The organism is Mucilaginibacter sediminis (assembly GCF_051903035.1).
GTDB lineage: Bacteria > Bacteroidota > Bacteroidia > Sphingobacteriales > Sphingobacteriaceae > Mucilaginibacter.
In genome coordinates, this window is record NZ_CP170602.1 from 6668978 (window position 1) to 6684494 (window position 15517).

The window sequence follows — 15517 nt, forward strand, 5'->3', positions numbered from 1 at the left end:
CGACACTTTATAGATGAGAAGAATTACAGCAGTACTTACATTTTTGGCCCTGGCGGCTGTTTTTTTACAAGGTTCATTTAATAAAGTTTATGCCGCCGGTTTTATAATCCGGAACACAAAAGACACCATAAAAAATATTGCCGCACTTGATACCGCACGTTACGATTCATTGATGAAGCGGATGGCCAATGGCGACAAAACGGGGCGCTGGCCTGTAAAAAACGCACCATTGCCATTGCCTGGCGCTATTTTGCCTTTTAATAGGGTAGTAGCTTATTACGGCAATATGTACTCCAAAAATATGGGTGTTTTAGGCGAGTACGAGCCTAAAGTTATGATGGATAAACTAAAGGCCGAGTGCAAGGTTTGGGAAAAGGCCGATACCCTTACCCCCGTAATACCCGCCCTGCATTACATTTGCGTAACTGCCCAGGCCGATGCCGGCCGTAATGGCTTGCATAACCTGCGAATGCCTTTTAGCCAGATAGATAAAGTAATAGCCATGGCAAAAACCATGAACGCCCTTGTTTTTCTTGATCTGCAGGTTGGTTTCAGCACTGTACAAACCGAGATTCCCAAACTTGAAAAATACCTACTGATGCCCAATGTGCATTTAGGCATCGATCCGGAGTTTAGTATGAAAGAGGGGAGTGTGCCCGGCAAGCGCATTGGCACATTTGATGCCGACGATATTAACTATGTATCCAAATACCTGGCCGGGCTGGTAAATAAAAACAACCTGCCGCCTAAAATTTTTATCATACACCGCTTTACCAAACGCATGGTAACCAACTACAAAGACATCAAACTAAGCAGCGAAGTTCAGTTGGTGATGGATATGGACGGCTGGGGCGGTCCCGACCTTAAAAAAGGAACCTACAAATATTTTATTGCTGCCGAGCCTGTACAATTTACCGGCTTCAAGCTGTTTTATAAAAACGATATCAAAAACGGCCCTAAACGAATGCTAACACCTAAAGAGGTTTTGGCACTGAAACCGAGCCCTGTTTATATACAGTATCAGTAGTGAGTAGTGAGTGGTGAGTGGTGAGTTAGCTGCCGCGAGGTTTTACCTCGTGGTGAACCATGGTTTCAGCTTTCAGCTGAAATTACCAGGCATTCTGCCCATTCTAAAATTCTGTAAATTCTGATTCTGATATTCGCGATAGGGATAAAAGCGGATACCGGCCTGTGAATAAGGCCTGTGCAGTATGAGCGGTTAGCCCGGGCCGAAGGCATCGCCCTTAAAAAATCAAAAGTTAAAATTCAAAAGTCAAAAATATTTTTCGGCAGGATAGTGGTATTGATATTTTCGGATAGGTTCACAAAAAATCCCCATTTCCGGGGATTTTCTTTTTACAATTTGCCAATGGCTTCCTGCTCTCTTAGCGCGGTAATGTTATTTTTATCGCTGTAGCTTTCGGTTTGGCTGGCAAAGTCTTGCAGGATGCTGGCAATAGTGTCCAGGTTATCGGCAACACGCTGGTGCATGTCGGGCAAATCTTTTTCCAGGCGTTTATCGCCAAGGTCAATGTTATCTACTTCTATTTTAGCCAGTTTGGTGATGATTGCCTGCTGGCTGTTTTTTAAATCTTCCAGTTCATGGACAATTTTCTCCATCAGTCCGAATTTCTTTAGCTTATCCATAAGTTGTGTTTTTTAATTGTTATATCTACTCAACCTCAAATAACAAAAATTGTTTACCATTTGGATATTTGATATATAACTAATAATTTAGTTTAAAATAACTAATGTATTAGTTGATATGAAGAATATAATAATCTGCCTGTTTTTAGCGTGCTTAATTAAACCTGCAATTGCCCAGCAAAACACCGTCGCAAGTGATGCTTTGCTGTTAGATTACTACCAAAGCCAGCGGTTTGCCGAGGCTGCCGACCTGTTAAAGCAAACTTATCCGGAGCCTGTAACCGATATAAAAATACTGGGCAAACTGGCCTACACATCGCAAATGGCCGGCAAGCTGCCCGATGCCGAGGGGTATTACCAGCGCATGTATGTGATAGATTCTACCAGTAAGGCGGTGCTTTATAGCCTGGGTTCTATCAATTTAAGGCGGGGCAATCATGTTAAGGCATTAATGTACTACCAGGTATTAGCTCAAAAAGATTCGACCAATTTTTATGTTTTTAAACAGCTGGCAAAAATTAGCCAGGATAAAAACGACCTGGATAAAATGACCATGTACCTGCAAAAAGCCAATAAGCTAAATCCGGCCGATGCGGATGTGGCATCGGACTTAAGCGATATGTACGTGAACCTAAAGCTTAACACACAGGCCGAAAAGGTGCTGGATGGAGCCATAAGCCAGGACCCCGAGAACATTGTGCTGTTGCAGAGCCTGCTGAAACTTTCATACGCCGAAAAGAAATATGATATAGTAAAAAGCACCTGCCTGAAATTGATAGCGGCCGGCGCCGATAACGGTTTGGTACTGACTAAACTGGAATCGGCCTATTACAACCTGAAGCAATATGAATGCAGTATTGATGCTTTTAAACGGATCCCGGAAGTAAGCCAATCCGAAACCAGCTACTATATTGCCGCGCTGGCTTATAAAGAACTCAAAGACCAGCCTATGGCGATTGAAAACCTGGGCAAAGCTATTGAAGCAGGCATATCGCCCAATATAAGTGATTATTATACCGAAATGGCCGACAGCTATGACGTGCGAAAAAAATACAAAGCGGCTATAGCGGCCTATGAAAAAGCCCTTCAATTTGATGAGAAGCCGATAATTTACTACCTGATGGCTACGATGTACGATGGATCGCTCAAAAACAAAAAAATGGCCGTTAAGTACTACAAAAAATTCATGACCAGTAATCCAACCGGAAAACAGCAAAAGTATGTAAGTTATGCCATGGCGAGGGTTACAGAGCTATCGCGGTAGGGCTGTGCTTAATATCCTTCAGCAAAAAGAGCAGGGAAATTGTGCGATTCCTTCCTTGGGGAAGGGGAGGTAGGGGTTAAATCAGTCGTTCAAGCAACTTTGCAATTCGTCGCTCTGCAAAACCCCTCCCTGCCTTTGCGCTCATTGCCGGCCGCACCCCTCCCGTCGGGAGGGAATAAAAAAAAGCGCGTATCTACTACCTATTCATCAACCGGGCTACGTACTTACCTATAATATCAAACTCCAGGTTCACTACCGATCCTTCGCGCACGTTGTGCAGGTTGGTGTGCTCAAACGTGTAGGGGATAATGGCAACCGAAAAGCTATTGGCCTGCGAATTAACAACCGTAAGGCTGATACCATTTACGCAGATAGAACCTTTCTCAACGGTTACATTGCCAATGGCGACATCATATTCAAAGGTATATTCCCAGCTGCCGTCAAGCTCTTTAAATGCAGTACAAACGGCGGTTTGGTCAACATGGCCTTGTACAATGTGGCCATCCAGGCGGGCGTTCATTTGCATGCAGCGTTCCAGGTTCACCGGTTCGCCAATTTTAAGGTGCGACAGGCTGGTTTTATTCAGCGTTTCTTCAATAGCGGTAACCACATGCAGGCCGTCGGCTACGGCCACTACCGTTAAGCAAACGCCGTTATGCGCTACCGACTGGTCTATTTTTAACTCGTGCGCAATGGCCGATTCAACCGTGATATGTAAATTACCCTGATCCTGTTTCAGATCGGTTATTTTTCCTAAAGTTTCTATAATGCCTGTAAACATAAAGCGAAGCCCCCTACCCCCCCCTGAAGGGGGAATTTTTTGATTGACAAAGCTATAATTATACAGCGTTTTGTTTGTCAGTTTAAAATGAATTTATTTGAAATTGCTGGCGACATCCAGCCGCTTATTGCGAAGGTCGTTGCCACCTTCGATAACCGATTTTAGGTTGGCGAGGTAAAATGTCCAGCCTATCTGGCATTGTACAAAAAGGTTTTTTGACGGGTCGCTTTCCTCCGGGATGTTTTCCTGGGTTAATTCAACAACAGTTAATCCATACTTGCTTTGGATATCAACGGTAACAATGCTGCCGCCCGAAAAGGTGAACTTTAGCAAATCGGAGCCATTGTTTTCAAGTACCTGCCCATTCTCTACGGCGGTATCATCAAAACCATGCCAGTACCAGGAATAGGTATCTTCTTTTTTGATAAACTCGTCGGGTTCGCGCAGGCGGCCGGCAATGGCATAAAAATCGGCCTTGCGTAAAAACCATTTTTCGAGGCCGGCCGAAGTGGCCCATGCCTCATAAATGTTGCGTACATCGGTGTCAAAATCCGCAGTAATTTTAAATTTACTCCATCTTTCGTCTGCCATGGGTTTAATTATTTTAGGTTGTAGTTGGATATAAAAATAACAATATTACTTTACGCTTGTATAATAAATGCTGAAAGCTTAAGGCAAAAAGCCGAAAGCTATAACCCCTAAAAAAATATGCCCAAACAAAGTGCCGGAATACTGCTTTACCGCAAATTTAACGATGTATTACAGGTTTTCCTGGTTCATCCGGGCGGGCCTTTCTGGAAAAATAAGGATGATGGTGCATGGTCAATCCCGAAAGGCGAATATGAGAGCGACGAAGACCCGCTTGCAGCTGCCAGGCGCGAGTTTTACGAGGAAACCGGTCAATCTATCGATGGCGAATTTATTGCCCTGAAGCCCATCAAGCAAAAAAGCGGCAAAATAGTGCAGGCATATTTGGTGGAAGGAGATATAGATGCCCACAATATTAAGAGCAATTTATTTGACATAGAATGGCCACCAAAAACTGGCAAAATGCAGTCGTTTCCCGAAGTGGATAGGGCAGGGTGGTTTACTGTTGACGAAGCGAGGGTAAAGATTAATGCGGGGCAGGTGGGGTTGGTGGTGGAGTTGGCGCAAGTAGTGAATAAATAGTTTTGCAACTATTACAGTATGTTGGCATTTACGTTAACATCGGCTTTGAACGCTGACTACTATTCACCCCGGCTCCGCTGCGCTGGCCGACCTTCCGGCTTGCGCCGCAAAGAGTGTGAAACTCATTTTTTATTTTTTGCCCCTCTATGCGACGCAGTCGGAGAGAGGGGTGACGGGCGTAGCCCCGTCGGGGTGAGTCTTCGCCGCCATGCCCTCCGTCAAACAATTTTCACGTTTAGCCCTTATCCTTTTACCTTTCGCCTCAAATATTTAACTTAGTACAATGAAGTTTTTCAAATACATTCCCGCCGCTTTATTATTGATTACCATAGCATCATGTAAGCCCAAACCAAAGGCAGTAAATACCCCGGTTGTTGGTTTTGTTGATGCTTTTGAAGATGCAACCATATCCCAGGCCCGTACCGGCTTTACCGATGCCTTAAAAAAAGAGGGCTTTAGCGAAGACAAGAAAACGGTACAGATAGAGTACCGCAACGCCCAGGGAAATATCCCCACCCTCACCCAGATTACCAATTACTTTGTATCCGAAAAGGTTGACCTGCTGGCTACCTGCACCACTTTGGCTACCGTAACCGCCTTGCAAAACACCAAAACCATTCCCGATTTTGCAATGGTATCGCCTGTACCCGAAAGAATGAAACTATTGAATGATAAAGGTGAGGCTCCTGCAAACCTGTTTGGTGCTTTGGAGGACCTTAATTATATCGACACCTCGTTCTCCATCATCCCTAAATTGCTGAAGCCTAAAGGGGTTAAATTGGTTATCGGGATGATCTATAATCAAGCTGAACCGCAATCGGCAGATGCCCTTAACCGCATTAAATCTTTAGCCGAAAAGCAGGGAGTAACCATCATAGCCCTGCCGGTGAATACTTCGGCCGATGCGCAACTGGTTACACAATCGCTGTTAAGCAAAAATATTGATGCCTTTTTTGCCAACCCCGATAACACGGTTTTTGCATCTTTTGAAACCATCCTGAAAAGCTGTAACGAAAAAAATGTCCCTATTTTTACCAGCGAAGCCGGTTTGGTACAACGCGGCGCTGTAGCCGCTTTTGGTGCCGATATTTATCAATGGGGATACCAGGCAGGCACACAAGCCGCCCAGTACTTAAAAACGCATAAAACCGACGGGCTGAAATGGGAAATGGTAAAAGTGAGGAAGAGGGTATACAATCCCGCTGCGGCAAAAAAATATAACATTACTGTACCATCAAACTTCGAGGCTGTTAAATAATCACTTTACCGTAAATTAGCTTTCAGCTTTACGCATTAAGCTTTCAGCTTCAAAATATGGATTTTTACCTTACCGCTTTATTGCAGGGATTGTGCTTTTCGGCCATTGCGCTGGGAATTTATATCTCTATGAAGATTTTTAATATTCCTGATATCACTACCGATGGCAGTTACACTTTAGGCGGTGCTGTTACGGCTGTAATGCTAAGTCGCCATTTATCACCCTACCTTATTTTACCAACTGTGATTATAGCGGGCGGCCTGGCCGGAGCTTTAACGGGGCTTATTCATACCAAGCTAAAAATAAATGCCTTGCTGGCCGGCATCCTGGTCATGACGGCCTTGTACTCCGTCAATCTTACTATTATGGGCCGCTCCAATGTGCCGCTTATAGGTACGGCTTCGTTGTTCTCGCTTTTAAACATCGTGGCCGATCCTAACCAGAACACATTTATCCTGCTCTCGGTCTTCGTGGCAATAATAACATTACTTATAGGCTATTTGCTCAAAACAGATTTCGGCATAGCCATGCGGGCAACCGGCAACAGCGAATCGATGATCCGTGCATTGGGTGTTAATACCGATAGGATGAAAATTACAGGCCTGGCACTGGCCAACGCACTTACGGCACTCAGCGGATACCTCATAGTGCAGTTCCAGGGTTTCGCGGATATCAGCATGGGTATCGGGATAGTGATTGTAGGTTTAGGTTCGGTGATTATTGCCGAAACGCTCATCAACTGGTTTCGTATTACCAAAGTATGGGTTAGTTTGGCCCTGGTTTTGACAGGGGCCGTGATATTTCAGTTGGTATTGGCCTTTGTATTGGCCATTGGTGTTGATGCCAATTTGCTTAAGCTGGTTACCGCCGCGTTTGTATTGTTAATTGTTAGTCTTCCCCGTTTATCATTTAATAAAGCCTCATGATAGCTATAAACAATGTACATAAGGTTTTCAATAAGGGAAAGGCCAACCAGGTAAACGCGGTTAATGGTATCACGCTGCAAATTGAAAGCCAGGAGTTTTTGGTGATTGTAGGCTCCAACGGATCGGGTAAAACCACGCTGCTCAATCTTGTTGCAGGCAGCGTTATGCCGGATAGCGGCACAATTGCTATTGATGATAACGATGTAACCAAACTGGCCGATTATAAACGCAGCCAATGGATAGCCCGTGTTTTTCAAAACCCAATGAGTGGCACGGCATCAGACCTCAGCATCCTGGATAACTTCAGGCTGGCAGCTATTCGTACCAGGCCTAAAGGATTATCTATCGGCATTAATGATAAATTTAAGCACGAAGTAAAAGATAAGATTGCCTCCCTGGGCATGGGGCTCGAAAATAAAATTGAGCAATCCATGGGTACGCTCTCGGGCGGGCAAAGGCAGGCCCTTACGCTTTTAATGAGTGTGATGGATAGCTGCAAGGTTTTACTGCTTGATGAACCTACGGCAGCGCTCGACCCCCGATCGGCCGATGTTGTGATGCGTACGGCAGATAAGCTGATCAGCGATTTTAAACTAACCGCCATATTGATCACTCATAATTTAAAAGACGCCTACAACTATGGCACACGAATAATACAAATGGGAGAGGGGTTGGTAATCAATGATTTAAATCAAAAAGAAAAGACCGTATTAAAACAAAATGATCTTTTTGATTGGTTTGCTTAAAAACTGGCAAAATAATTGTAATGGTACTGCTACCATGAAAAACAATAATTTTGAAAATATCTTCGACGCCTACCAGTTGGTAGCCGGCGCAAAAATAAAAGGAAAACAACAAGACGAAATTTTCGAGCTTGGAACCTATGACGCCCTTAAACGTGGCTATACCCTTTACCCGCTTGATCACGGCGTTAGATACGACGATTTTAGCGTACTGGTATCTGAAAGGGAATTGAAAAATAATTTTATGATTGAAAGCGGTAAGGTGAATACGGCTATTGCGGCGTAGTTGCTCCTTTAAAAAACTGTCATGTAGAGTAGTAAAATCTGCGGATTCTTAAGGAGAAATGACATAGGAGTTATACGACTGTCATCCTAAGTGATAAAATTCGCAAAATTCTGAAAAAGGAATGACATTCAAAAATATACGACTGTCATCCTGAGGTACGAAGGATCTATTGGAGAACTTTTCCGGCGGCCATGCAAGGCGTAGAATAGATTCTTCGTACCTACCCATGACATATCGAATTATATAGGTACTAAGTCCACATTAAATTCGATAGCGAGCTTTTGTAAATACCTTTGCTTCTGCTCTTTAAGCATGTTATCATATGCCTCTATGCCTTTTTCTACAAAATCGCTCCCTTTAACCATTAAACGCCAATATTGAATAGCCAATTTTCTGGCAGTTGCTTTGATGGCTATCGCCGGACCTTTTCTTCCTCTTAACCGCCTGGCGAATGCTCCCCATCCAATGTATTTGCTGTTTAGCAAGCCGCACGCCATCTCCTTGAATATCTGGCCGGCGGTAGGTTTTCCTTTGCTCTTACTTTTGTTTTTCTTGCCCGAACGGTTCTGACCGGGAGATACCCCAAGCCAATTGGCAAACCGTTTTTCCGTCGACCACTGGCTTAAATCGGCTCCAATTTCTGTATATAACTGTAACCAGTTATAATCTGTAAAGCCGGGAAGTCTGGTGGCATCCCGGCCACCAAATATTTTCAGCAAATGCCCGCCAAGGTCTTTAACCTGGGGCTTATTGTGCCTGATCGGTTTTCTATTTCCGGTATTTGTACCGGGCGGTAGTTGTTTGTCTTTATTAATCTGTTGCAAGGTGCTATCTATTTTCCGGTCACACTCCAAGATCTGGCCTTGATAAAAAAGATATGCCTTATAAGCCTGCTCCAGGGCAAAAAGCCCATGTGGCGTGTAATGGCCCTCCAAAGCCTTTAATACTTCTTCGCTCTTTTTATCTTTGATTTTTTTGTGGCAGAGAGCAAGCAGCTTATAACGGTCTCTTTCACCGGAAAGGATTGCTGTTATAAGGGCTTTTCCACTGGCCCCATGTATCTGACTTAATACTTCCGGTAAACGGATATTCATTTCGATCAGGGCCTTTTGCATATGCTGAATATGCATCGAGGCACTCCGGAGGTGGTCTTCACGTAATCGCTGGTAACTACGTAGCTCCTTGAGCAGCCCCTCAGAAACGTAGCAACGGTTCAGTAAACCATAACTATGTAACTGCTGGATCCACTGGCAGTCTTTCACATCTGTCTTTCTTCCAGGCAACTGTTTGGTTTGGCGGCCGTCGACCAGCCACACATCTAACCCTGCATCTGACAGGATATCATGAAGTACATACCAGTAAACACCTGTAGCTTCCATCGCCACTGTAGTTACCCGGTTCTCCAGTAAATATTTACTAAGTGCTACCAGATCGCCGGTAAAGGTTTCAAAGCTACGGACAGGGCCGCTTTCCAGGCCAACGAAAACATGACGGGAGCCAATATCTATACCGGCTGCATGTGTACGCATTTTTTCCATATCAAGCTTGTTTTAAATAAGCTGTGCCCGAAGGAGTATAAGGAAAAAACAGGCTACCCATCGGACAAATCACTGTAAACAGGATCGTACCATACCTTCAGACTCTATCTTCGGAACCATACTCAGACACAGGCACGAAGCACTATAACTCGACCGGCCACACTGCACAGCGTTAACAAAAGTATGTCATTTCACCTTCAGAATTTCGCGAAATTTTAACACTCAGAATGACAGGAAAATTAGATGTGCCATGCGTAGATACGAAGCATTTATTGTGTCCCCTACAAACCAACCCTGCAAAGTTCATTATTAGATTCTTCGTACCTACCCATGACATATCGAATTATATAGGTACTAAGTCCACATTAAATTCGATAGCGAGCTTTTGTAAATACCTTTGCTTCTGCTCTTTAAGCATGTTATCATATGCCTCTATGCCTTTTTCTACAAAATCGCTCCCTTTAACCATTAAACGCCAATATTGAATAGCCAATTTTCTGGCAGTTGCTTTGATGGCTATCGCCGGACCTTTTCTTCCTCTTAACCGCCTGGCGAATGCTCCCCATCCAATGTATTTGCTGTTTAGCAAGCCGCACGCCATCTCCTTGAATATCTGGCCGGCGGTAGGTTTTCCTTTGCTCTTACTTTTGTTTTTCTTGCCCGAACGGTTCTGACCGGGAGATACCCCAAGCCAATTGGCAAACCGTTTTTCCGTCGACCACTGGCTTAAATCGGCTCCAATTTCTGTATATAACTGTAACCAGTTATAATCTGTAAAGCCGGGAAGTCTGGTGGCATCCCGGCCACCAAATATTTTCAGCAAATGCCCGCCAAGGTCTTTAACCTGGGGCTTATTGTGCCTGATCGGTTTTCTATTTCCGGTATTTGTACCGGGCGGTAGTTGTTTGTCTTTATTAATCTGTTGCAAGGTGCTATCTATTTTCCGGTCACACTCCAAGATCTGGCCTTGATAAAAAAGATATGCCTTATAAGCCTGCTCCAGGGCAAAAAGCCCATGTGGCGTGTAATGGCCCTCCAAAGCCTTTAATACTTCTTCGCTCTTTTTATCTTTGATTTTTTTGTGGCAGAGAGCAAGCAGCTTATAACGGTCTCTTTCACCGGAAAGGATTGCTGTTATAAGGGCTTTTCCACTGGCCCCATGTATCTGACTTAATACTTCCGGTAAACGGATATTCATTTCGATCAGGGCCTTTTGCATATGCTGAATATGCATCGAGGCACTCCGGAGGTGGTCTTCACGTAATCGCTGGTAACTACGTAGCTCCTTGAGCAGCCCCTCAGAAACGTAGCAACGGTTCAGTAAACCATAACTATGTAACTGCTGGATCCACTGGCAGTCTTTCACATCTGTCTTTCTTCCAGGCAACTGTTTGGTTTGGCGGCCGTCGACCAGCCACACATCTAACCCTGCATCTGACAGGATATCATGAAGTACATACCAGTAAACACCTGTAGCTTCCATCGCCACTGTAGTTACCCGGTTCTCCAGTAAATATTTACTAAGTGCTACCAGATCGCCGGTAAAGGTTTCAAAGCTACGGACAGGGCCGCTTTCCAGGCCAACGAAAACATGACGGGAGCCAATATCTATACCGGCTGCATGTGTACGCATTTTTTCCATATCAAGCTTGTTTTAAATAAGCTGTGCCCGAAGGAGTATAAGGAAAAAACAGGCTACCCATCGGACAAATCACTGTAAACAGGATCGTACCATACCTTCAGACTCTATCTTCGGAACCATACTCAGACACAGGCACGAAGCACTATAACTCGACCGGCCACACTGCACAGCGTTAACAAAAGTATGTCATTTCACCTTCAGAATTTCGCGAAATTTTAACACTCAGAATGACAGGATGTGTTAGGTTTTAGACGAAGCCATAATTTTAGTTATATGCCGCTGGAAGTGTTAGCAGACCTTAGCCTGCAACCATTAAATGAACACACCTCGGGCGTCAGTGTTATAGTGAAATATCATAATTTCTCCCATTTTGCAAATCCGCACATTAATTGTAAATTTGTAAAAAAATAAATGATGCTGTTTAAAAATTCATTCTGTAAAACTATAATGTGGCCCATGGTGTCGCAGCAGAAGGGTTATGCATCAATCATACGCATCTCCACCCCGGTATAGTAACCATACTTTTTATACCGAAACATTTTATTACGCATCATTATTTATTACAACAAGTGCTGAGTTTTAGCACAATTTTATACAATACAAAATTTATGGACACTTATTATACTATCGAAGAAAAGTATTTGCAGGCCGTGGATAAACTCTCTTATGGTAAAACTACCAAAGGGCTTAAATTACTGAACGAAATTATCAGCAACGATCCTTTATACGCACGTGCCCATCACCAATTGGGTATGTTGTACTATTACGAAGTTAAAGATTACCAAACCGCGGGCTACCATTTTAAAACCTGTATGGAGCTGGAACCTTCATTTCCGGATAACTATACACATTATCTTGATTTGCTTGTGTTTTTGAATATGGAAAAACTGGTAAACAACGTATCTGTTAAAGCCCTGAATACGCCCGGAGTTGATACCGCCGAAGTTTACAGCCTGCTTGGCTTATTCCACGAAAAAAGCAAAGACTGGACAAAAGCCTTAATTAACTATCAAAAAGCCTTTATGGAAGTAACCGACCATAACGACAAAATTGATATTGAGCAAAGCATCAAACGCATCCGCTCAAAAATGAAGCACACGCTGGCCTATACCTACCAGATAACGGAGTAAGGTGAAAGGTAAAAGGGGAAAGGTCAAAGGGGAAAGATCCCAAGGTCCGGAATAGAAGGACAAAAGCAAAAAGGTATACTGTATAACAGTATACCTTTTTTAATACCTTTTCAGTTTTAATCTTTCACCTTTGACCTTTCCCCTTTCGCCTATTTCGCTGCCCTTACTGCCTTAACCTGAGCCGGGCTTACTGCCGATGCTTTGTTGCCAAAGCTATTCCTTACATAAGTAAGTACATCGGCAATTTCTTTATCCTGCAAAAAATCGTGCGAGGCCATGGTGTTGGAGTAGCGTTCGCCGTTAATATCCACATCGTCGTTAAAACCGTTTAGCACAATCTTTATCAGCCGTGTTTTATCGCCGGTTACGTAGGTGGTTTTGGCCAGTGGTGGGTTCATATTGGGCACGCCCATACCATCGGCCTGGTGGCAGGTTACACAGTACTCCATAAATACTTTACTGCCGGCGTCCATGGCTGCTTTTAATGCTGCTGCATTAGCTGTTTTGTTAACCGGCTTATGTTTTTTGGTTTGTGCCTGTAATCCGGCAATGGTAAAAAGGGTAATTAATGGTATTAGTACGAGGGCTTTTTTTAAGTCCATTGTTATTTTTTATACGTGATTTTGTAAATGGTTCCCTGGTTATCGTCGGTTACGTACAATGAGCCATCTGGTCCCTGCGCCAATCCGCATGGGCGATGCTCGGCACTACCTTTGGCTGCCTTTTCGGCACTTCCCGCAAAATTATCGGCAAAAACTTCATATGCACCGCTTGGCTTGCCATCTTTAAAAGGTTGAAAAACTACAAAATATCCGGCCTGCGGCTCTGGTGCACGGTTCCACGAACCATGAAAAGCGATGAAAGCGCCGTTTTTATACTTTTCGGGGAATTGGCTCCCGGTGTAAAACAATAAGCCGTTAGGCGCCAGGTGGCCCGGAAATGCCGCCGCCGGATTTATGGCCGTTTCGCCGCCTTCCTTTTTACCATCACCCCCGTACTCGGGCATTAATATTTTTTTGTTTTGCTGCCAGTCGTAATACATATATGGCCAACCCGCGTTATCTCCTTTTTTAATAGCATACATACACTCGGCAGGTAAGTCGGCCGATTGTTTGGTGGTGAAATATTCCGGGAACAGGTCATGAAGCTGGTCGCGGCCATGCTGCATCACAAAAAGCTGGTTATTTTGCTGGTTCCAATCCATGCCAACCACATTACGCAAGCCGGTGGCATAACGAATGCCATCGCCATAGTGCTGGTTAAGCTTGTCGGCTTTAAACTGCCAGATGCCACCTGCCGAATCTAAAATAGGGCAGCCCTTTTGGCCCGGCGAGCCTTTTTTCCTATCGGCTACCTGGCAGGCGTTGGAATACGCGCCAATGTTAACATACAGGTTGCCGTCGTTATCAAGCGTTATGGCTTTGGCCTCGTGCTCGTTACGGCTCAACAGGCCGGTCACAATTTTTTCAGGCTGATCAGGGCTTATTACTTCATTCTTATCATTCAGTTTATAACGGAAAACTTCTTCGTCAGAGGATGCATACAGGTAGCCGTTTTTTACAAAGGCGCCTGTGCCTTTATAATCGCCAAAGCTTGTTTTTAAGGTGGCTTTATCACCATCCTGTATTAAATACAAAATGGTTTTGCCATCTTTTACGGTATTAAGCTTTACATAAATGTTATTTTGCGGCGTAATGGCTATTTCCCTTGCCCCGCCCAGTTTTTCGGCAATTGCGGCTGCGCTGAAACCTGCAGGAAGCTTAAGACCGGCATTTTCGGCAGTCGCAGTGCTTGTAGTGTCGATACCATTTTTATTATCGGTGTTGCCGCTTTTGCAACTGTTAAACAGTATAGCACCGGCAATAGCTGCAACAGGCAGCATTGTCCATACGATGTTTCTTTTTTTCATGGCTTCTGATTGATTATCAAAATAAATAAATATACAGGGAATCCCGAAATCTGATTTGTAGTAATTGTATGACAATTAGGATTTTTCGGAAATCATTCCAGATAGCGGTTAATACGAGCTATAGGTAATACCGCCAAATTAAATTTCTCACAATCGATGCCGTTAACAAATTAAGTACTGATTTATAGCTGTTGTAACATATATAGCAACAATGGATTAAACCATTGCCTTTGCAAGTGGTCATAGCTATATAAAATTTAACAAAATGAAAAAGTTATTCATATTATCGGCAATAGCAATGAGTGGTTTAATAGCTAATAAAGCAAACGCTCAATTATCAATACATGTAGGTTTTAATGTTCCTGTGCACCGTGTTTATGTGCCAAGCCCTCCGCCTGTTGTGGTTGAAGAGCAACCGGTTTATAACGATGATTATGCCCAGGTAAACTACAACGATGATAGTGATGATTATTACTATTTACCCGAAGTAGAGGCTTACTATAGTGTTTCTAACCATTACTACTACTATAATAATGGCCGTGACTGGGTAACCTGTGCCTACTTGCCAGGCGCTTACCGCAACTATGACTGGCGTACCGCTACAAGATACGAGGTACGTGGAAACCGCCCTTATATGCACCACGATGTATACAGGCAAAGGTGGGGTGGTTATGCCGGCGACCGCGGCAACTGGGGGCACCGTTTTGAAAGACGATACGATGGAGGATATGCTTACCAAAACCGCGATAACAGGTTCAACAACCGTGGATGGGACAGGGGAAGAGATAATAACCGTGACCGCGGCAATTGGGGCGGCAGGCCGGATAACAGAGATAACCACGGTAACTGGGGCGGCAGGCCCAACAACAATGATAACCGTGGTGGCGGCAACCAAAACCATGGCAACTGGGGCGGTCAGGACCATGGCAACCAAAACCAGGGTGGCGGTCATGACCGCGGAAACAATGGCGGTGGCCAGGACCATGGTAACCGTGGCGGCGGACGCGAATTTGCCGCAAACCGTGGTGGTTTTGGTATGAGGCAATAAGCCGGAACACCGGTAATATGTAACACTAATTAATCCCTATATATAAATGAAAAGGCTGCCTTTTGTGGGCGGCTTTTTTTATGCCGTGTGCCTGCCAAAGTAAAGCCGCCGCCAAAATCAATAATGACAGCCTGCTTTACCCGGCACCGTTTTACGTTTCTTTTTATTAACGAAA

At 44.2% G+C, this 15517-nt stretch carries 16 protein-coding genes; 9 read left to right on the forward strand and 7 right to left on the reverse strand.

Annotation, left to right across the window (positions count from 1 at the left end):
• Positions 1-13: 13 nt before the first annotated feature.
• Entirely contained in the window at positions 14-1027 is a 1014-nt protein-coding gene (locus ACFGVS_RS27830) for a hypothetical protein (protein ID WP_274209303.1), read from the forward strand.
• Between the two features lie 329 nt (positions 1028-1356).
• On the opposite strand, the gene ACFGVS_RS27835 is transcribed toward ACFGVS_RS27830, so the two are convergent.
• Positions 1357-1647, reverse strand: a complete 291-nt coding sequence (locus ACFGVS_RS27835; RefSeq protein WP_090653013.1) for a hypothetical protein — start codon at positions 1645-1647, stop codon at positions 1357-1359.
• A gap of 118 nt (positions 1648-1765) precedes the next feature.
• On the opposite strand from ACFGVS_RS27835, the gene ACFGVS_RS27840 reads away from it, so the two are divergent.
• Positions 1766-2911, forward strand: a complete 1146-nt coding sequence (locus ACFGVS_RS27840) for a tetratricopeptide repeat protein (RefSeq protein ID WP_439696446.1) — start codon at positions 1766-1768, stop codon at positions 2909-2911.
• Positions 2912-3107: 196 nt separating this feature from the next.
• On the opposite strand, the gene ACFGVS_RS27845 is transcribed toward ACFGVS_RS27840, so the two are convergent.
• Positions 3108-3692: a riboflavin synthase gene (locus tag ACFGVS_RS27845; RefSeq protein WP_439696447.1), complete on the reverse strand. Its 585-nt coding sequence runs from the start codon at positions 3690-3692 to the stop codon at positions 3108-3110.
• A 93-nt stretch (positions 3693-3785) separates the two neighbouring features.
• Complete coding sequence (locus ACFGVS_RS27850) at positions 3786-4283, reverse strand: SRPBCC family protein (RefSeq protein ID WP_439696448.1); 498 nt, start codon at positions 4281-4283, stop codon at positions 3786-3788.
• A 117-nt stretch (positions 4284-4400) separates the two neighbouring features.
• Between ACFGVS_RS27850 and ACFGVS_RS27855 the strand changes: the two genes are divergently transcribed.
• From ACFGVS_RS27855 to ACFGVS_RS27875, 5 genes are all read left to right on the forward strand, one after another.
• Positions 4401-4862, forward strand: a complete 462-nt coding sequence (locus ACFGVS_RS27855) for an NUDIX domain-containing protein (RefSeq protein ID WP_439696449.1) — start codon at positions 4401-4403, stop codon at positions 4860-4862.
• A 283-nt stretch (positions 4863-5145) separates the two neighbouring features.
• Positions 5146-6120 (forward strand): ABC transporter substrate-binding protein, encoded by a 975-nt coding sequence (locus ACFGVS_RS27860; protein ID WP_439696450.1) that lies wholly within the window; start codon positions 5146-5148, stop codon positions 6118-6120.
• A 56-nt stretch (positions 6121-6176) separates the two neighbouring features.
• Positions 6177-7046, forward strand: a complete 870-nt coding sequence (locus ACFGVS_RS27865; protein ID WP_439696451.1) for an ABC transporter permease — start codon at positions 6177-6179, stop codon at positions 7044-7046.
• A complete protein-coding gene (locus tag ACFGVS_RS27870; RefSeq protein ID WP_439696452.1) occupies positions 7043-7792 on the forward strand; it encodes an ABC transporter ATP-binding protein in 750 nt (249 codons plus the stop codon). The genes ACFGVS_RS27865 and ACFGVS_RS27870 overlap by 4 nt, the downstream gene beginning before the upstream one ends.
• Complete coding sequence (locus tag ACFGVS_RS27875) at positions 7767-8075, forward strand: hypothetical protein (RefSeq protein WP_439696453.1); 309 nt, start codon at positions 7767-7769, stop codon at positions 8073-8075. Before ACFGVS_RS27870 ends, ACFGVS_RS27875 begins: the two co-directional genes overlap by 26 nt.
• Before the next feature lie 239 nt (positions 8076-8314).
• Here ACFGVS_RS27875 and ACFGVS_RS27880 read toward each other — a convergent pair whose 3' ends face one another.
• Both ACFGVS_RS27880 and ACFGVS_RS27885 read right to left on the reverse strand, forming a co-directional pair.
• Complete coding sequence (locus ACFGVS_RS27880) at positions 8315-9613, reverse strand: IS110 family transposase (RefSeq protein ID WP_274209026.1); 1299 nt, start codon at positions 9611-9613, stop codon at positions 8315-8317.
• A 343-nt stretch (positions 9614-9956) separates the two neighbouring features.
• Positions 9957-11255, reverse strand: a complete 1299-nt coding sequence (locus ACFGVS_RS27885) for an IS110 family transposase (protein ID WP_274209026.1) — start codon at positions 11253-11255, stop codon at positions 9957-9959.
• 608 nt (positions 11256-11863) lie between these two features.
• Here ACFGVS_RS27885 and ACFGVS_RS27890 point away from each other — a divergent pair.
• A complete protein-coding gene (locus tag ACFGVS_RS27890; protein ID WP_090653004.1) occupies positions 11864-12385 on the forward strand; it encodes a tetratricopeptide repeat protein in 522 nt (173 codons plus the stop codon).
• Positions 12386-12534: 149 nt separating this feature from the next.
• Here ACFGVS_RS27890 and ACFGVS_RS27895 read toward each other — a convergent pair whose 3' ends face one another.
• Complete coding sequence (locus ACFGVS_RS27895) at positions 12535-12987, reverse strand: c-type cytochrome (protein ID WP_439696454.1); 453 nt, start codon at positions 12985-12987, stop codon at positions 12535-12537.
• Positions 12988-12989: 2 nt separating this feature from the next.
• Entirely contained in the window at positions 12990-14294 is a 1305-nt protein-coding gene (locus ACFGVS_RS27900; protein WP_439696455.1) for a PQQ-dependent sugar dehydrogenase, read from the reverse strand.
• Positions 14295-14559: 265 nt separating this feature from the next.
• Between ACFGVS_RS27900 and ACFGVS_RS27905 the strand changes: the two genes are divergently transcribed.
• Positions 14560-15342: a hypothetical protein gene (locus ACFGVS_RS27905; RefSeq protein WP_090653001.1), complete on the forward strand. Its 783-nt coding sequence runs from the start codon at positions 14560-14562 to the stop codon at positions 15340-15342.
• The last annotated feature ends 175 nt before the right edge of the window (positions 15343-15517 follow it).